This is a genomic window from Lysobacter sp. ESA13C, assembly GCF_019970005.1.
GTDB lineage: Bacteria > Pseudomonadota > Gammaproteobacteria > Xanthomonadales > Xanthomonadaceae > Lysobacter > Lysobacter antibioticus_B.
This window is the reverse complement of the sequence record NZ_JAHXYK010000020.1, coordinates 1-14,131: the sequence shown is the minus strand read 5'-3', so window position 1 is coordinate 14,131 and position 14,131 is coordinate 1. Positions and strand designations below refer to the sequence as shown.

Annotated in this window: 15 protein-coding genes, 2 tRNA genes and 1 pseudogene; 6 read left to right on the top strand and 12 right to left on the bottom strand. The window is 67.7% G+C overall.

All coding sequences use genetic code 11. The features are described 5' to 3' along the window. Positions 1-78 precede the first annotated feature (78 nt). Positions 79-1,500, bottom strand: a complete 1,422-nt coding sequence (locus LC490_RS24105; RefSeq protein ID WP_031371074.1) for a PLP-dependent aminotransferase family protein — start codon at positions 1,498-1,500, stop codon at positions 79-81. A 155-nt stretch (positions 1,501-1,655) separates the two neighbouring features. Here LC490_RS24105 and LC490_RS24100 point away from each other — a divergent pair, with 155 nt between their 5' ends. Beyond that, on the top strand, positions 1,656-2,561 hold the full coding sequence (locus LC490_RS24100) for a DMT family transporter (RefSeq protein WP_223621880.1): 906 nt from the start codon (positions 1,656-1,658) through the stop codon (positions 2,559-2,561). Between the two features lie 137 nt (positions 2,562-2,698). On the opposite strand, the gene LC490_RS24095 is transcribed toward LC490_RS24100, so the two are convergent. The 8 genes from LC490_RS24095 to LC490_RS24060 all read right to left on the bottom strand — a co-directional run bounded on the left by LC490_RS24095 (position 2,699) and on the right by LC490_RS24060 (position 8,873). After that, the gene (locus LC490_RS24095) at positions 2,699-2,980 is read right to left on the bottom strand and encodes a hypothetical protein (protein ID WP_223621879.1); all 282 of its coding nucleotides are present in this window, start codon (positions 2,978-2,980) and stop codon (positions 2,699-2,701) included. Positions 2,981-3,274: 294 nt separating this feature from the next. Beyond that, on the bottom strand, positions 3,275-4,498 hold the full coding sequence (locus LC490_RS24090; RefSeq protein ID WP_223621878.1) for an RtcB family protein: 1,224 nt from the start codon (positions 4,496-4,498) through the stop codon (positions 3,275-3,277). Beyond that, a complete protein-coding gene (locus LC490_RS24085) occupies positions 4,499-5,320 on the bottom strand; it encodes a hypothetical protein (RefSeq protein ID WP_223621877.1) in 822 nt (273 codons plus the stop codon). 187 nt (positions 5,321-5,507) lie between these two features. After that, complete coding sequence (locus LC490_RS24080) at positions 5,508-6,638, bottom strand: slipin family protein (protein ID WP_223621876.1); 1,131 nt, start codon at positions 6,636-6,638, stop codon at positions 5,508-5,510. Between the two features lie 368 nt (positions 6,639-7,006). Beyond that, positions 7,007-7,078 (bottom strand) — tRNA-Arg (locus LC490_RS24075). A gap of 4 nt (positions 7,079-7,082) precedes the next feature. Next, positions 7,083-7,153: transfer RNA gene (locus tag LC490_RS24070), tRNA-OTHER, on the bottom strand. Between the two features lie 772 nt (positions 7,154-7,925). Beyond that, on the bottom strand, positions 7,926-8,498 hold the full coding sequence (locus tag LC490_RS24065) for a cysteine hydrolase family protein (RefSeq protein ID WP_223621875.1): 573 nt from the start codon (positions 8,496-8,498) through the stop codon (positions 7,926-7,928). 24 nt (positions 8,499-8,522) lie between these two features. Beyond that, positions 8,523-8,873: an antibiotic biosynthesis monooxygenase gene (locus LC490_RS24060; protein ID WP_031371081.1), complete on the bottom strand. Its 351-nt coding sequence runs from the start codon at positions 8,871-8,873 to the stop codon at positions 8,523-8,525. A 131-nt stretch (positions 8,874-9,004) separates the two neighbouring features. Between LC490_RS24060 and LC490_RS24055 the strand changes: the two genes are divergently transcribed. Continuing rightward, complete coding sequence (locus LC490_RS24055) at positions 9,005-9,439, top strand: Lrp/AsnC family transcriptional regulator (protein WP_031371082.1); 435 nt, start codon at positions 9,005-9,007, stop codon at positions 9,437-9,439. A 98-nt stretch (positions 9,440-9,537) separates the two neighbouring features. Here LC490_RS24055 and LC490_RS24050 read toward each other — a convergent pair whose 3' ends face one another. Next, a complete protein-coding gene (locus tag LC490_RS24050; RefSeq protein WP_081930654.1) occupies positions 9,538-10,557 on the bottom strand; it encodes a polysaccharide deacetylase family protein in 1,020 nt (339 codons plus the stop codon). A gap of 97 nt (positions 10,558-10,654) precedes the next feature. Next, a complete protein-coding gene (locus LC490_RS24045; RefSeq protein WP_031371084.1) occupies positions 10,655-10,981 on the bottom strand; it encodes a DUF6249 domain-containing protein in 327 nt (108 codons plus the stop codon). Between the two features lie 237 nt (positions 10,982-11,218). Between LC490_RS24045 and LC490_RS24040 the strand changes: the two genes are divergently transcribed. From LC490_RS24040 to LC490_RS24025, 4 genes are all read left to right on the top strand, one after another. Beyond that, positions 11,219-11,800 (top strand): sigma-70 family RNA polymerase sigma factor, encoded by a 582-nt coding sequence (locus LC490_RS24040; RefSeq protein ID WP_031371085.1) that lies wholly within the window; start codon positions 11,219-11,221, stop codon positions 11,798-11,800. After that, positions 11,797-12,288 (top strand): hypothetical protein, encoded by a 492-nt coding sequence (locus tag LC490_RS24035; protein WP_051884593.1) that lies wholly within the window; start codon positions 11,797-11,799, stop codon positions 12,286-12,288. The genes LC490_RS24040 and LC490_RS24035 overlap by 4 nt, the downstream gene beginning before the upstream one ends. Positions 12,289-12,726: 438 nt before the next feature. Continuing rightward, the gene (locus LC490_RS24030; protein ID WP_031371087.1) at positions 12,727-13,284 is read left to right on the top strand and encodes a sigma-70 family RNA polymerase sigma factor; all 558 of its coding nucleotides are present in this window, start codon (positions 12,727-12,729) and stop codon (positions 13,282-13,284) included. Positions 13,285-13,474: 190 nt separating this feature from the next. Further along, positions 13,475-13,711 (top strand): RebB family R body protein, encoded by a 237-nt coding sequence (locus LC490_RS24025; protein ID WP_031371088.1) that lies wholly within the window; start codon positions 13,475-13,477, stop codon positions 13,709-13,711. 27 nt (positions 13,712-13,738) lie between these two features. On the opposite strand, the pseudogene LC490_RS24020 reads toward LC490_RS24025, so the two are convergent. Beyond that, positions 13,739-14,131 (bottom strand): annotated as a pseudogene (locus LC490_RS24020) (hypothetical protein); the annotation flags it as partial.

Below are 14,131 nucleotides of genomic sequence, written 5' to 3'. Positions count from 1 at the left end.
GCTCCTACCCAGCAACTGCGCAAGCAAAGGGTAGGAGCGGCGCGAGCCGCGACCGCGGGCCGACCACCTTGCGTCGCCTCAACCCTGCAGCCCCTTCGCCAATTCGCCGACCGTGCGTAGCGCGGTCTCGATCTTCCGGTCCCACGGCTGCCCGCAACTCAGGCGCATATGGTGGCTGTAGTCGCCACGGTTCGAGAACAAATGCCCGGGCAGGGTGCCGATGCCGCGTTCCAGCGCGGCTTCGAACAAGGCTTGGCCGTCGATGTCGTCGGGCAGTTCGATCCATAAGGTCATGCCACCGGCCGGTTCGGCCACGCAGGTGCCGTCGGGCCAATGATCGAGCACGGCCTGACGATAGGCCTGGGCGTTGTCGGCCAGAGCGCGGCGCAGACGGCGCAGGCCGCGTTCGACGTCGTGGCGGGCGAAGTGCTCGATCAGCGCCATTTGCGGCAGGGTCGCGGTGGCGACGGTGGAGAAACTCTTGGTGCGCAGCAGTTCCTGCGTGCGGCGCCCGCCGATCATCCAGCCCACGCGCAGTCCCGGCGCGAGCATCTTCGAGTACGAGCCGCAGGTGACCACGTGCTCGCCGTCGTCGTAACGGCGCAAGGGCGAGGGGCGCTCGCCGGAGTAGGCCAGTTCGCCGTACAGGTCGTCTTCGATGACCACCGTGCCGTGGGCGGCGCAGGCGGCGACGATCGCGCGCTTGTCGGCGTCGCCGGTGAGACTGCCGAGCGGGTTGTTGAAGTTGGGCACCAGCAGGGCGGCGCGCACGGCATGGCGTTCAAGCAGTTCGCCGATCTGCGCGGCGTCGATGCCCAGGCCGGGACGGTTGGGCACTTCGAGCACGCGCAGGCCTTGCGCGGCGACCGCCTGCAGCAGGCCGTGATAGGTCGGAGTCTCCAGGATCACGATGTCGCCGGGCCGGGTTACCGTGCGCAGGGTCAGGCTGATCGCTTCCATCGCGCCGGCGGTGACGACGATCTCGTCGGGGTCGATCTCGACCCCGCATTGACCGTAGCGTTGGGCGATGCGCTCGCGTAGTTCCGGCAGGCCCTGAGGCACGGTGTAGCCGAGCGCGGTGCCGGGATCGCGGCGCATCACCCGGGTGATCGAGGCGGCCAGGGCCGCGCTCGGCAGGAAGGCCGGGGCCGGCGTCGCCGCGTGCAGCGGCACCAGGTCGCGGCGCGACTGCACGTCGAGCACGCCGAGCAGGGCCGGGTTGCGCACCGGCATCGGCGCGCGCGACAGATGCCGGGCGCGCGGGCTGCGCGGCGCCTGCATCGGCGCCGAGCGCACGTAGTAACCCGAGCGCGGACGCGCCTCGATCAGGCCTTCGCGTTCGAGCTGTTGATAAGCCTCGACCGCGGTGGCCAGGCTGATGCGCTGGTCGCGGCCGAGCCGGCGCAGCGAGGGCAGGCGTTCGCCGGCGCGCAGCACGCCGCGCTGGATCTGCCGGCGCATGCGGTCGGCAAGGCGTTCGTAGAGCAGGTCCTGGGCCATGCGACGACTCTCTCGGGGCAGGGGATATCGCCGTGTTCTCGGCCGGCGGAACAGCACGGTAGCCCGGATCTGTACTGGTCGAATCCGATCCTAACTGAATCTGTATCGGTCGGCAGTGTCGGCCTAGGCTGTCCTTCCCCCCAGCCGTTGCCGCCATGAACGCCGTCACCCCGAGCGAGTCGCGTAGCGCCCTGATCCAGTTGCTGATCGCCGAGTTGTTGATCGGTTCGGTCGGCGTGTTCGTGCACGAAAGCGGCCAGGACGCGATCACCGCGGTGTTGTTCCGCTGCGTCTTCGGCAGCGCTTTCCTGATCGCCTGGGGCGGCGCTCGCGGTCTGTTCCGCGGCCTGCTCGGCGAGCGCGCGCTGATCCGTTCGGCGATCTTCAGCGGCGTGCTGCTGGTGCTGAACTGGGTTGCGCTGTTCGCCGGCATGGCGCGCTCGTCGATCGGCGTGGCGACGATGGTCTACCACTTCTTCCCGTTCGTGGTCATGGGCATGGCGGCGATGTTCTACGGCGAACGCACGCGCAGCGCCGACCTGGGCTGGACCGCGATCGCCTTCGTCGGCGTGCTGTGCTCGGCCGACCCGTTCAAGCTGTGGAACAGCGCCGGCAGCGGCTATCTGATCGGCGTCGCCCTGACCTTCGTCGCCGCGATCCTGTGCGGCGCCTCGTTGCTGCTGTCGCGGCGGATCAGCCGCGAGCGGCCGTTCGCGGTGGTGTTGATCCAATGCCTGGTCGGCATCGTCATGCTGGCGCCGTTCGCCGACTATGCCGCGGTGTGGGTGCCGGGCGATCACTGGTTCTGGCTTGCCGGCCTGGGCCTGATCCACAGCGGCGTCTGCTACGTGCTGTTCTACACCTCGTATCCGCGCCTGCCGGTGGCGACGATCGCGGTGCTGGCCTTCATCTATCCGGTGATCGCGCTGCTGCTCGACTATCTGGTCTACGGCCACAGCCTGGTGCCGGTGCAGAGCCTCGGCGTGGTGTTGATCGTGATCGGCACGCTCGGCGTGAATCTGAAATGGCAGTGGCGGCGGCCGCAGCCGGTGCGCGCCTGAGCGAATCGGCGCTTATCGTTTTCTCGACCCGATCCGCGTACGCAACGCGGCTCAGTGGGTGCATCGCCCACTCGCCCGGCGCAGGGAGGCGCCGGCGGGGAATTTATCGGTAGGGCGGCGTGCGGCCTGCGATCGAGTCAGTCGGCCAACACCAGGCGCCAGGCGCCTTCGACATCGCCCTCGACCTGCGTCCACGGCACGCACTCGCGGCCGCACAAACGCTCCCAGCCGCGGGCCAGATCGTCGCGGATATCGAGCCAATGGCGTTCGCCGTGATGCAGGCGGGCGCCGAGGCCATAGGTGATGGCGAGCTCGCGGGTTTCGTGGGACAGCGCCGCCGCGGACGCGGCTGTCGGGGGCGGTTCGCACTCGTCGTCGGAGTGGAAAAAGGACAGCCGGTCGGCATTGCGATGCGTCATAAGCTCAGTCCGTTGGCATTCCCCTTGCATCCGCACGATATCGGTTTTCGCCGCGCCGCGTGCACGGAAAAGTCGTCAGCGCACAGACGAAACGCGAGCACAGTCGCAAAGATGCGTACAGGATGTTCAGACAAACGCGCGGCGTTCAGAAAATGCGGAAAAGGCGTAGAGAAAGCTGAACCACGGGTGCGGCTCGCCCTGAACGCGGGAGCCGGGCGACGAGGTCCTTGATCGCTGCGCACGGGCAAAAAAACGCCGCCCCCGAGGGGCGGCGTCGCAAGCGCAACAGGCGCTTCAACCCTTGATGCAGACCACCTGGCGCAAGGTGTGGACCACCTCGACCAGGTCGGACTGCGCAGCCATCACCGCTTCGATCGGCTTGTACGCCGCCGGCGACTCGTCGATGACCGCCGCGTCCTTGCGGCATTCCACGTGGGCCGTGGCCTCGCGGTGGTCTTTCAAGGTGATCTGCCGGCGGGCTTCGCTGCGGCTCATCACCCGGCCGGCACCGTGGCTGCAACTGTGGAAGCTGTCGGCATCGCCTTTGCCGCGCACGATGAAACTGCGCGCGCCCATGCTGGCGGGGATGATCCCGAGCTCGCCCTCGCGTGCGCTGACCGCGCCCTTGCGGGTCACCCACAGCGCCTCGCCGAAGTGCTGTTCGCGCTGCACGTAGTTGTGATGGCAGTTGACCGCGGTCTTTTCCAACTGGAACTTCGGCAACTGGATCCGCATCGCGTGCAGGACCCGGTCCATCATCGCCTCGCGGTTGTGGCGGGCGTAGTCCTGCGCCCACGACACCGCTTCGATGTAGTCGTCGAACAAGGGCTCGCCTTCGAGCAGGAAGGCCAGATCCTTGTCCGGCAGATGGAAGCCGAGCACGCGGTGTTCCAGTTTCAGCCGCGCCAGTTCGATGAAGTAGCTGCCGATCAGGTTGCCGGTGCCGCGCGACCCCGAATGCAGCATCACCCAGACCGCGCCGGCCTCGTCGAGGCAGACCTCGATGAAGTGGTTGCCGCCGCCGAGCGTGCCGATCTGTTTGTCGAGCTTGTCGGTGCGCAGCTTGCGGTGCTTGGCATGGATGGCGTCGAGCCGTTGCGCCAGCCCCGACTTGGCCAGGCGCGTGGCATGGCTGTCCGGCAAGCGCCGGTGCTCGCCGCCGCGGCCGTTGCCGACGGGGACGCAGTGCTCGATCGCCGAGCGCAGCTTGGCCAGGCTGTCGGGCAGGTCCTTGGCCCGCAGCGTGGTCCGCACTGCGGCCATGCCGCAACCGATGTCGACGCCGACCGCGGCCGGAATGATCGCGCCGCGGGTGGGCACGACCGAACCGACGGTGGCGCCCTTGCCGAGGTGCACGTCCGGCATCACCGCGACCCAGGGCCCGACATGGGGCAGGGCGGCGATGTTGCGCAGTTGTCGTTTCGCGCCTTCGTCGACCGGCACGCCGCGGACCCAGGCCTTGACCGGCACCGCGCCTTCGTCGGCGTGCAGCAATTCGTAGTTCGATGTAGTAGTCATTCAATGTTCCTTGTGGCGACCGCCGGGGCGGATCGGTCCGCGGTACTTGCCCATCCGGCGCCAGCGCCGTGGGGCGGGTGCGTCGTAGACGTCCGGCAGGTCGTTGTTTCTAAGTCCGTGTTCGAGCAGTTCGTTGCGTCCGAGTTGCCGCTTGCGCTGCGCGTAAACGCCGGCGTCTCCGTAAAGCCCCTCGCGCCGGCCCGCGCAGTCGCCGGCTGGCTGGCCGGTGACGAGGTCGTGGGCGAAGGTACGAACCGTGCCGTGCGCACCGTGACGCGAATGGCGCTGCCAGGACGCAGGCACGGGTGCCAGCTCGATCGCATACCAGATCCCGTCGATGCGCCGCAGCTGGGCGGTCGGCCCGAGCCTGCGCACCTCCGGTTCCAGCCCTTGCCGGCGGTGTTGCACGTCCCGCGCATGCGCACGCCGCCGTTCGACCCGCAAACGGATCGCCGCTTCGTTGCGCATCAGGCAACCGCTGTCCGGGCACACGTACAGGTCGTGCCAGGATTCGGCCAGGGTCTTGAAGCCGCCGTAACGGCGCAAGGCGTACAGCTCGCCGTCGACCCGATGCACCCGCATCGCCACGAAATCCTCGAGATGTTGGTGGATGTGCTGTTGCACGGTATTGCGCCGGTCGACGCGCTCGCACAGTTCCGAGTAGACGAAATCCCAGCGCCGCCCGAGCTGCCGTTCCAGGTAGCGTTGCAGCGGTTTCAGGTTCTCGTTCAACCACTTGCGGCTGCCGTGGCGATATTTCATGCCCTCGTGCAGCGGTTCGTCTTCCGGATCGCGAGCCGGCCGCGCGCGAGCCGAGGTCATGCCTCCGCCTCGCGGCCGTTCGACGATCACTTTGTACATATCCTTACGCATCGCGATTCTCTATCCGATAGTCCGTCGCGCCCTGCGGGCACGACGAGATGGCCGCTCCCTGGGGAGCGGCGTCCGTTATGGGCTTGCGGCCCCGGCGCTATCGGAATCCGGACGGCGATGCCGCCCGGCCCTGCCTTCAGCCGTGGCCCTTGAGGCTGACCAATTGCTTCATGACTCCCTCCAGACCGCCGAACACGGTCAACTTGTCGATCTTCTCGGTGATCTTCTCCAGCGTCTCGAGCTCCTTGAGCCGCATCAGCACCGGGCTGTCCTCGATCAACTTCGCGGTGTTGAGCAGGCTGCGCGTGGCGTTGGCCTCCTCGCGACGGCGGATCACGTTGGCTTGCGCGGTCTTTTCCGCCTGCACCACGCCGTTGAGGATCTCCTTCATCTCGCCCGGCAGGATCACGTCCTTGACGCCGACTCCCAGCACTTCGACGCCGATGCCGGCGACCTGGCCGCGCACGTAGGCGAAGATGTCGGCGTCGAGCGAGGCCTTGTCGCCGAGCAGCTCGTCCAGCGTCTTCGACGAGACCGCCTTGCGCAGGCCGTACTGCAGCTCGCGATAGACGTGCTCGGCGTGCTTGGCGACGCGGGTGCGCGCGGCGACCGGGTCGGTCACGCGCACGCTCGCCGCCAGGTTCACGCGCAGCGATACCTTGTCGCGGGTCAGCAACTCCTGGCCCGACACTTCCATCGCCTGCATGCGCAGCTCGATTACCTCGACGCTGACGTTCTTGCGGAAGTTCCAGAACGCATAGGCGCCCGGCTCGAGACGGCGCACGAACTTGCCGTCGACGAACAACAGCCCGGCCGACTCGGTCGGCACCGCGCCGGCGACCGCAATGCGGTCCAGGTAAGCGAGCTGACGCAAGCGGTTGGCGACGTCCGGCTCGATCGCCAGGCCGTCGCCGAGGGCGATGGTCCGCACCTCGATCTGCGCCAGCCCCTTCCAATACAACTGGCGGGTGCCCGGTGCGAGGACCTCGTCGATCCTGCCGTTGCGCAGCACCAGGCCGATCTCCTGCATGCCCAGGTTGGCGAGCACGAAGTGTTCGTCCAGGCGCGCGCCGAGGCCGGCGATCAGCGCATCGGCGTCGCGCCCGTTGTATTGGGCGTCGACGATCGAGTGCAGCGAGACTTCGAGCTGGTGCTGCCAGTTGCCGAGTCGATGCACGCCGGGGCCGAGCACGCGCTCGATCCGGCGGTTGCGGTAAACCAGGGCGCGCTCGGCATCGCCGACCACGACCTTCTTCATCCAGAACATGGTGTTCTCCTTGTGGTTCCGGTGGGCCCGATCCGTGGTGATGGCCGCTGCGACCGAATCGGTCGTCGCAACGGCGCGGTGATCCGTCGTGCGCGAGCGCCGACGAAAGCAATAGGTAGGAAACGCCCCTGGCATCGTCATCGCGAAACCCGCGCGCTGCCGGCGGGAGGCGATGCGGCTCGCGTTCGCGACGTTCCCTGTCGCGAGGCTTGCGCCGCACCGTCGCGCGCCACGAGGGCGCGGGTCCGGCGATGTCGCCGCTGCGTCGTTCCGTTGCGCGCCGCGCAAACGCGGCGTTTGGCGAAACGCCGCACGGGGCGTTTCCTGGATCGGAACTTTCGTTCCTGATTAACTGCGTGAAAGGCAGTTAGGGATAACGGGACTCGAACCCGCGACCGACAGCATCGAAAGCTGTTGCTCTACCCGACTGAGCTATATCCAAAGACCGACGGATCGGATTCGAACCGATGACCTGCGCACTACGTCGCTGCTCTACCAGGCTGAGCTACCGTCGGTTTGAGAAACATCCATCCACGGACGTCGGCATACGCCACGGCAATGCCGCGCGCACCGGACGGGCTGCGAGCCCGTACCGCTGTCGTCCGTTTCATCGGATGCTTCGTATTGCCGACTGTCGCCAATCGGCAATGGGTTCGGGCGCAAGCGCCCATGTCTGCGGTTCCACGATCGGCCGCCCGTGCCGAAGCATCGGGACACAGCGCTCGAAGCGCCTCGACGGCTCATCCCCTTTCCTCTCGGATGCTTCGGGGGTATGGACTCGCGTTATTGCTTGGTTTTTCCCTTTGCGGACGCTGAAACTGAAACGCCCCCGGTGGTGAACCGAGGGCGTTCGCGTTCCTCGGGAGATCGGGGCGACCGATCTCCCGTGGTAAAGGGAGTCAGTCCGGCGTGTGCAGAACGTCGAGGCGACCGCGCTTCGTCGACGCGCGGTCGAACAGGCCGTGGCACGAGGGCCGCGGTGCGTTCTGTTTGGCGATGTCGAGTGTGAAATGCACGGAAGGAGGTCGGTCGAATGCGTCGCTAGGACGAAGGCCGCGAACGATACGCCCGCGAAAAACCGGATGCAATACCGTTCGTCGCCCCGTGAGCGGTGCGGTGCGATCGAAGGGAGAGAGGTTTCTTCCAATGACGGTGCCGCTCGTTCGTCGAGTCGTTTCGATCAAGCGCATTTTGGTTCGGCGAGGCGGCTCGAATGCGCTTGCCCTCACCCCGGTCCTCTCCCGCATCGCGGGAGAGGGCGCCGATAGCTTCGCTGCGGTGGCGGTGTCATCTCTGTGTGCAAGCGATCCTCGCGATCAGCGCGTCGCTGTCGATCACTTCTGCGAACTCCGCGCGCAAGGTCGCCAGATGCGCGCGGCTGACCGCTTCGGCCGGGATCACGTTGCCGTCGGCGTCGGCGAGGTCGAAGCAGAAGCAGGCGTCGGCGACGACGATAGTGCGGTAGCCCAGGTTGCTGGCCACGCGCGCGGTGGTCGATACGCACATGTCGGTGCTGATGCCGAACAGGGCGACGGTGTCGACGCCGAGCCGGCGCAGGCGCAGGTCGAGGTCGGTGCCGATGAAGGCGGCGTTGACCGACTTGCCGATCGCGGTTTCGCCCGGCCGCGGTTCGAAGCCGGGGCGAAAGGCGTTGCCGGGGTGCGAGGGATGCAGCGTCGAGCCGGCATGGATCGAATCGTGGCGGACGTGGATCAGCGGCCATCCGCGTTCGCGCCACGCCGCGAGCAGGCGCTGGCCGTTGGCTTCCATGTCGGGGTTGTTGCGCCGGCCCCAGGGTGGGTAGTCGAAGCCCCGTTGCACGTCGATGGGGATCAGGGCGATGCGGTTCGGCTCGGTCATGGTCGCTCGGGTGATGAGTGGGGTTCAGTCGGCAGGAAGGTGGGGGCCGCCGTAGGCGCGCTGGACGATGGCGATGCGTTGCTCGAAGCGCTGGTACCAGCGGCGGTGGCCCAGGTCGCGGGCGACCGTGTGCTCGGCGTGTTCGCGCCAGGCGCGGATCGCCTGTTCGCTGTCGAAGTAGGCGACCGTGATGCCGAAACCGTCGGCACCGCGCGTCGATTCGAAACCGAGAAAGCCCGGCTGGTCGCGCACCAGTTCGGCCATGCGCGTGGCGGTGCGGTCGTAGCCTTCGGCGTCCGCGGCGCTGCGCTGCGAGGAGAAGATCACCGCGTAGTAGGGCGGGGCGGGCAGGTCGGCGAAGCCGGAGGCGGCCATCGGTGCGGGTCCGGTCGGGGTGCGAGGCGATGGCTTATCGTGCGCATTCGCCTGCGCCGGTCTCAACCCGGCAGAATGCCGGTCAGGCCGGCGATAGTGCCGGCGTTCTCGCCGGATGGATGGCCCTTGCGATGAAGACGCTCGACGACACCGACCGCAAGCTGATCGCGCTGCTGCAGGACAACGCGCGCTCGTCGACGGTGGCCCTGGCCAAGGCGGTGGGGCTGTCGCGCAGCACCGTGCAGGAGCGCCTGCAGCGCCTGGAGGCGGCCGGGGTCATCGCCCAATACACCGTGCGCCTGGGCAGCGGCGGCGATCCGCTGCGGGCCTGGTTGCTGCTGCGCTATGGCGAGGGCTTCAGTTGCGACGACGTGGTGCCGCCGTTGGCGCAACTGCCGCAGGTGCGCCTGATCCACAGCGTCGCCGGCGAGATCGATCTGATGGTGCTGGTGGAAACGCATTCGCCGAGCGAGCTGGCGGACCTGCGCGAGCGGGTCGCCGCGTTGAAGGGGGTCGACGACGTGACCACCGTGCCGGTGCTGCGCACCGCCCTGGATCGGTCGTGACGGCGCACGGCTTTGGGTAGGGACGGCGCAAGCCGCGACCGCGGCGTTGCAACGGCCGGCGCAGGTCGCCGCTTACGCCGCTCTGACACGAGCAGCGCTCATTCCGGTTCGACCCCGGCCAGCTTCATGACCCAGGCCGGCGTCTCCGGTTCGCCGGCAAGGACACTCGCCGGCGGGTGTTCGCCGGTGGCCCAGCGGTGCAGCCAGCTGGGGCCGAGCGGGCCGAGGTAGGCGTCGCTGCGCTCGAAGGCGGGGTCGCGCATGGCTTCGTCCAGGTCGACGAAACGGTAGCCGCGCTTGCGCATCATCGCGATCAGCTCGCCATAGGTATCGGCGTTGAGCGCGTTGGCGTGGATCAGCCAGATCTGCGGCAGGGCGTAGCCGAGCAGGGCGACCGATTGGCGTTCGTAGTAGTCGAGTTTGTCGCCCATGTGCTCGACGTAGTCGCCGCGCAGCCTGGCCTTGAGCTTGCGCGCCTCGCGCCTGGACAGATCGGGCGATTCGCCGACGCGCAGGTAGGCGGTGGCCCAGATCCAATCGGTGTTGTCGGCGGTGACCGGCGCGATGCGGTAACCGTGTCCGGCGAGGAAGCGCTGCAGATCGGCCTTGTCCTGCGCGCTGCGGCCGGCGCGCAGATAGGGATGACGGAACCAGCGCGGCGGCGCGCGGCCGGCGCGTTCCAACAAGGGCCGCAACTGCCGTTCGCCGAGCAGGATGTCGGCCTGGTAGGCCGGCAGACCGACCGCATGCAGGTCGAGGTGGCCGTGGCCGTGGTTGCCGAGCTCGGCGCCGGCGTCGAGCCAGTCGCGCAGCATCGCCAGGCGTTCGGGCTGGACCTGGCCGTCGTGTTCGAGCTTGCCCTCGTTGACGAAACCGATCGCCGGCACGCCGGCGCGCTCGATCGCCGCGACCAGGCGGCGGTGGCCGTCGATCGCCTCGGCGCTCGGCACCGAGGGCAACTGCACCCAGGGCAGATCGTCGACGGTCATGACGATGCGGCGGTCGGGAACATGACCTCGGTCGGGAGCGTCGGTCGCGGCGCCGGCGACCGACGGCCACGAGGCGGCGACGGCGAACAGGCAGGCAAGGAACAGATGCAGCGATGTGAGCGGACGCATGCGGGGCTCCGGAGCAGAAGCGGCGATCATCGCCGCCTCCGCACCCGCAAGAAACCGCCTTCCGGCCGAGACCGGCACGGAAGGTCTACTACTTTGGTCAATTCAGCTTGCGCGAAATGAAGTAGTAGGCGAGATTGCCCAACCCGCAGGCGCCGAGCAGCACCGCGACCATGCCCGGGGTGGCTTCGCGCCAACCGGTGGCCTCGATGATGCCGAAGGCGAGAGCCAGCAGGACCATGACGATGCCCCAGCGCAAGGCGCCGTGGCGGCGACGGATGTCTTCGTCGCGGGCCATCGAGCGCAACAGCTCTTCGGCGCCGCCGGTCGACAGCAACTTACTGCGGAAGCGCGCGTCCACGACGATCTTGATCGCGAAGACGATGCAGATGAACAGGGTAATGGGGATAAGAAGTTCGAATTCCATGTGGGCAGTCTCTTCGGGTTCGGGTCACGAGGTAATGGATACGGGTACCTGGCGATCGGTTGCAGGCCCGGGCGATGGGGCTGCGGCCGGGGCTGGGCGCGGTGAACTACGCCGGTTACAGGGGGGCCGGCGGGGTTGGCCGGTCCGGCCTGGCCATCCGGAAGTTGACCGTTGTCATATCGCGATGGATATCCTCGTCACTGCAACCGATTGCGTCCTGACCGCATCTTGAGTGGGATGACCGGCCTCCCCATCAACGACGACCGCAGTCTGGTCGCTGCCGTCCTGGCCCAGACGCCGGGCGCTTTCGAGCGTTTGGTGCGGGACTATCAGGGGCTGTGCTGGCACATCATCCAGCGCATGGTGCGGCACCCGGACGACACCCGCGAGTTGTGCCAGGAGGCGTTCCTGCGGGTGCACCAGTGCCTGCACCAGTACCGCCACGAAAGCCCCTTGAAGTCGTGGATCGGCCAGGTCGCCTATTCGGTCGCCAAGCGCCATCTCGAACGCAAGCGCATTCCGATCCTCGAAGTCGCCGACGACGAAGACGCCTTGTCGCCGCTCGACATGGTCAGCGACGGCTTCGACCTGGAGGCGGCCTGCGCCGACGAGGAGATCGCCGCCGGGCTGCACGCCGAAATCGAAGCCTTGCCGCCGCTGCAACGCACCTTGTTGACCCTGTATCACCTCGAAGAAGTGCCCATCGGCGAAATCGCCAGCATGACCGGCCTGGCCGAGGGCACGATCAAGAGCCATCTGTTCCGGACTCGCGCCCGCCTGCGCCAGCGCCTCGAAGCCCGGTTGGGAGAATTCGCATGAACCGTAACGGCATTCCTTCCGATCACGAACCGCGTTTCGACGACGAACGCATCGCGCGCGAGTGGCGGCTGCAGGAGCGCGCGCTGCAGGAAGAGCGCGCCGGCATGCCGATGAGCGCCGGCGATCCGCGCCTGGCCCAGTACCGTTTGCTCAGCCGGGCGCTGCGTGCGCCGGTGATGGAGCCGATTCCCTACGGTTTCGCCGCGCAGGTCGCGCGCCGGGCCGAGTCCGCGGCGACCGCCGGCGATCGCCTCGAACGCCTGCTGCAAGGCGGTTTGCTGGGCCTGCTGTTGGTGATCGGTATGGGCATGATGATGGCGACCAGCGCGAACTGGTTGCCGGCGCTGCAGGCGCCGTTGCAGGCCTTGCCGCAAGGCAGCGTGTCCTGGGGGCTGGTGGTCGCGGCTTGCTGCGCCCTGACCTGGGGTTGGGACGGCGCTCTGCGCGGTCTGGGCTTGGACGGCGGCGCGCAAGGCCGCGCCGCGTAAGCAAGGCCTGCGCCATCGCGCAGGCGCGCCGCTGCGTTGTGATGTTGCGCGGTCGTCGACGCGGATCTGTGACGCAGTCGCGGCTCCGAGGCGTTCGTCGGGCGCGCGGCGATCGATTCGCCACTCGCCTGCGGCCCTCCGGACGGGCATCGAACATCGTTTGAAACGCCGCGCCGACGTGTCGCGGCGCACGCGCCTTCCGTGACGCCCGCAGCCTTGCCGCCCCGCGCGCGCAACGGCATCCGACGCGTATTGCGGACACCGGCGATGGTGACGAAATCGCAACGCGTCGACGAAAACGGGAACGGAAGTCGAGTATCGCGACGGGGTGCGCAGTTCATCGCCCTCAGCAGCAGGCGCGTGTCACCCAAGTAACAGCCATCGCCAGACCCCCTAACCAGACTCGCTCTCAGGTGCTCGACACAGGAGAAGCGAGAGATGGAACGTCCCAAGAATGAGCGCGACGACCTCAAGGTCGCCGACGAAATGTTCGCCAACGCTTGGCGGATGTGTTTGCCCGAACTGGAGGCGCGTTCGCGCCGCTTCGCCGACGGACAGCGTGACCAGGCCGAGGAATTGCTGGCCAATACCGCGATCAAGGCCCTGCTGTTCATGCGCCGCGCGCCGCAGACCGTGACCGATCCCTGCGGCTTCCTGTTCGTGGTGCTGCGTCACGTATTTCTCGACAGCGTGCGCCGGCGAGGACGCGACCGCGAGGTGTTCGACCGCAACCGCGAGATCGACAGCGAAGCCAGCGGCTTCGCCCACGACGGCCTGTCGGCGCTGCAGAAGCTGGAACTGGACCAGCAACTCGATCGCGTCGTCGCCGCGGTCTCGCGCTTGAGCCGCGAACAGCGTCGCCTGTTCGCCTATCGCTTCATCGACGATCTGCCGTACCCGGTGATCGCCCAGAAATTCCATATCAACCAGCCGCTCGCGCGCAAGCGCGTGGAGCTGCTGCGCAACCGTCTGAAGACTGCGATGGCGCGCGACTGAGCGCGTTCGAGCGGGCGGGGCGGAGACCTCGTTCGCGGGGTCTGCAAGCGCATCGGTCAAATCTCGTTTCACAACGGTACTGGCCGGGCGTTCCTCCCAATCAGACCCACGACGAATAACGGAATGGACAGCGCGACCCCGGCGCCGGTCATGCCGACCCCTTCAAACCGCACCATTCAAGGACAGGCTCATGGCCGACGAGACCTCCGTCAATTCGCAGATCACCGACGCTGTCACCCAAACAAACGTCAAGGTGGTCGCCGAAGCGCCCGCGCAAGCGATCGCATCCCTCTATCAAGTGTCCAGCCATTCGGCCGGCCTGTCGCTGCAGAACGCCGTACACAGCCAGCAAGTGCTCAACCAGATCTCGAGCGCGGTGGTGTCCAAGGCGGTTGCGCTGATCATGGCGATCGGGGAGAAGCCATGACGCTCGCTGCGTCGGCGCTGGCGCCGGCTAGGCGAGGGCATGAGCCCGTTCCCGCTCGCGACCCTCGTTGTGGGAGCGCCCGGCGATGAAACAACGGCCCGGCAAGAACAAGAACGCGTCGGGCAAGAAAACGGCTCGCAACGCGAGCGCAGCGCCACCGCCAGCATCGTCCGCACCGTCGATCGCATCGTCCACGCCGACACCCTCCACCGCGACGGCCAGCCCCACGCCGCCCGTTGCGGCATCCGCTGCCACGCCGCCTATAGCGATACCCGCCGCCATGACCATCAACGCCACCACTCCGCCCGCACCGATCGATCCGCCCGCCGCCGATGCCGCCGTGGCCAGCGCGAGCGCGACGACTCCGGCGCCGGCCGCCACCGCGCCTGTTGCCGCGGCGTCGCCTGCGCCTGCGGTGTC

Bases quoted from the DNA above. Each gene is read 5' to 3' on its own strand.
- LC490_RS24105 (WP_031371074.1), bottom strand. From the start codon at position 1,500: ATGGCCCAGGACCTGCTCTACGAACGCCTTGCCGACCGCATGCGCCGG.
- LC490_RS24100 (WP_223621880.1), top strand. From the start codon at position 1,656: ATGAACGCCGTCACCCCGAGCGAGTCGCGTAGCGCCCTGATCCAGTTG.
- LC490_RS24095 (WP_223621879.1), bottom strand. From the start codon at position 2,980: ATGACGCATCGCAATGCCGACCGGCTGTCCTTTTTCCACTCCGACGAC.
- LC490_RS24090 (WP_223621878.1), bottom strand. From the start codon at position 4,498: ATGACTACTACATCGAACTACGAATTGCTGCACGCCGACGAAGGCGCG.
- LC490_RS24085 (WP_223621877.1), bottom strand. From the start codon at position 5,320: ATGACCTCGGCTCGCGCGCGGCCGGCTCGCGATCCGGAAGACGAACCG.
- LC490_RS24080 (WP_223621876.1), bottom strand. From the start codon at position 6,638: ATGTTCTGGATGAAGAAGGTCGTGGTCGGCGATGCCGAGCGCGCCCTG.
- LC490_RS24065 (WP_223621875.1), bottom strand. From the start codon at position 8,498: ATGACCGAGCCGAACCGCATCGCCCTGATCCCCATCGACGTGCAACGG.
- LC490_RS24060 (WP_031371081.1), bottom strand. From the start codon at position 8,873: ATGGCCGCCTCCGGCTTCGCCGACCTGCCCGCCCCGCCCTACTACGCG.
- LC490_RS24055 (WP_031371082.1), top strand. From the start codon at position 9,005: ATGAAGACGCTCGACGACACCGACCGCAAGCTGATCGCGCTGCTGCAG.
- LC490_RS24050 (WP_081930654.1), bottom strand. From the start codon at position 10,557: ATGCGTCCGCTCACATCGCTGCATCTGTTCCTTGCCTGCCTGTTCGCC.
- LC490_RS24045 (WP_031371084.1), bottom strand. From the start codon at position 10,981: ATGGAATTCGAACTTCTTATCCCCATTACCCTGTTCATCTGCATCGTC.
- LC490_RS24040 (WP_031371085.1), top strand. From the start codon at position 11,219: ATGACCGGCCTCCCCATCAACGACGACCGCAGTCTGGTCGCTGCCGTC.
- LC490_RS24035 (WP_051884593.1), top strand. From the start codon at position 11,797: ATGAACCGTAACGGCATTCCTTCCGATCACGAACCGCGTTTCGACGAC.
- LC490_RS24030 (WP_031371087.1), top strand. From the start codon at position 12,727: ATGGAACGTCCCAAGAATGAGCGCGACGACCTCAAGGTCGCCGACGAA.
- LC490_RS24025 (WP_031371088.1), top strand. From the start codon at position 13,475: ATGGCCGACGAGACCTCCGTCAATTCGCAGATCACCGACGCTGTCACC.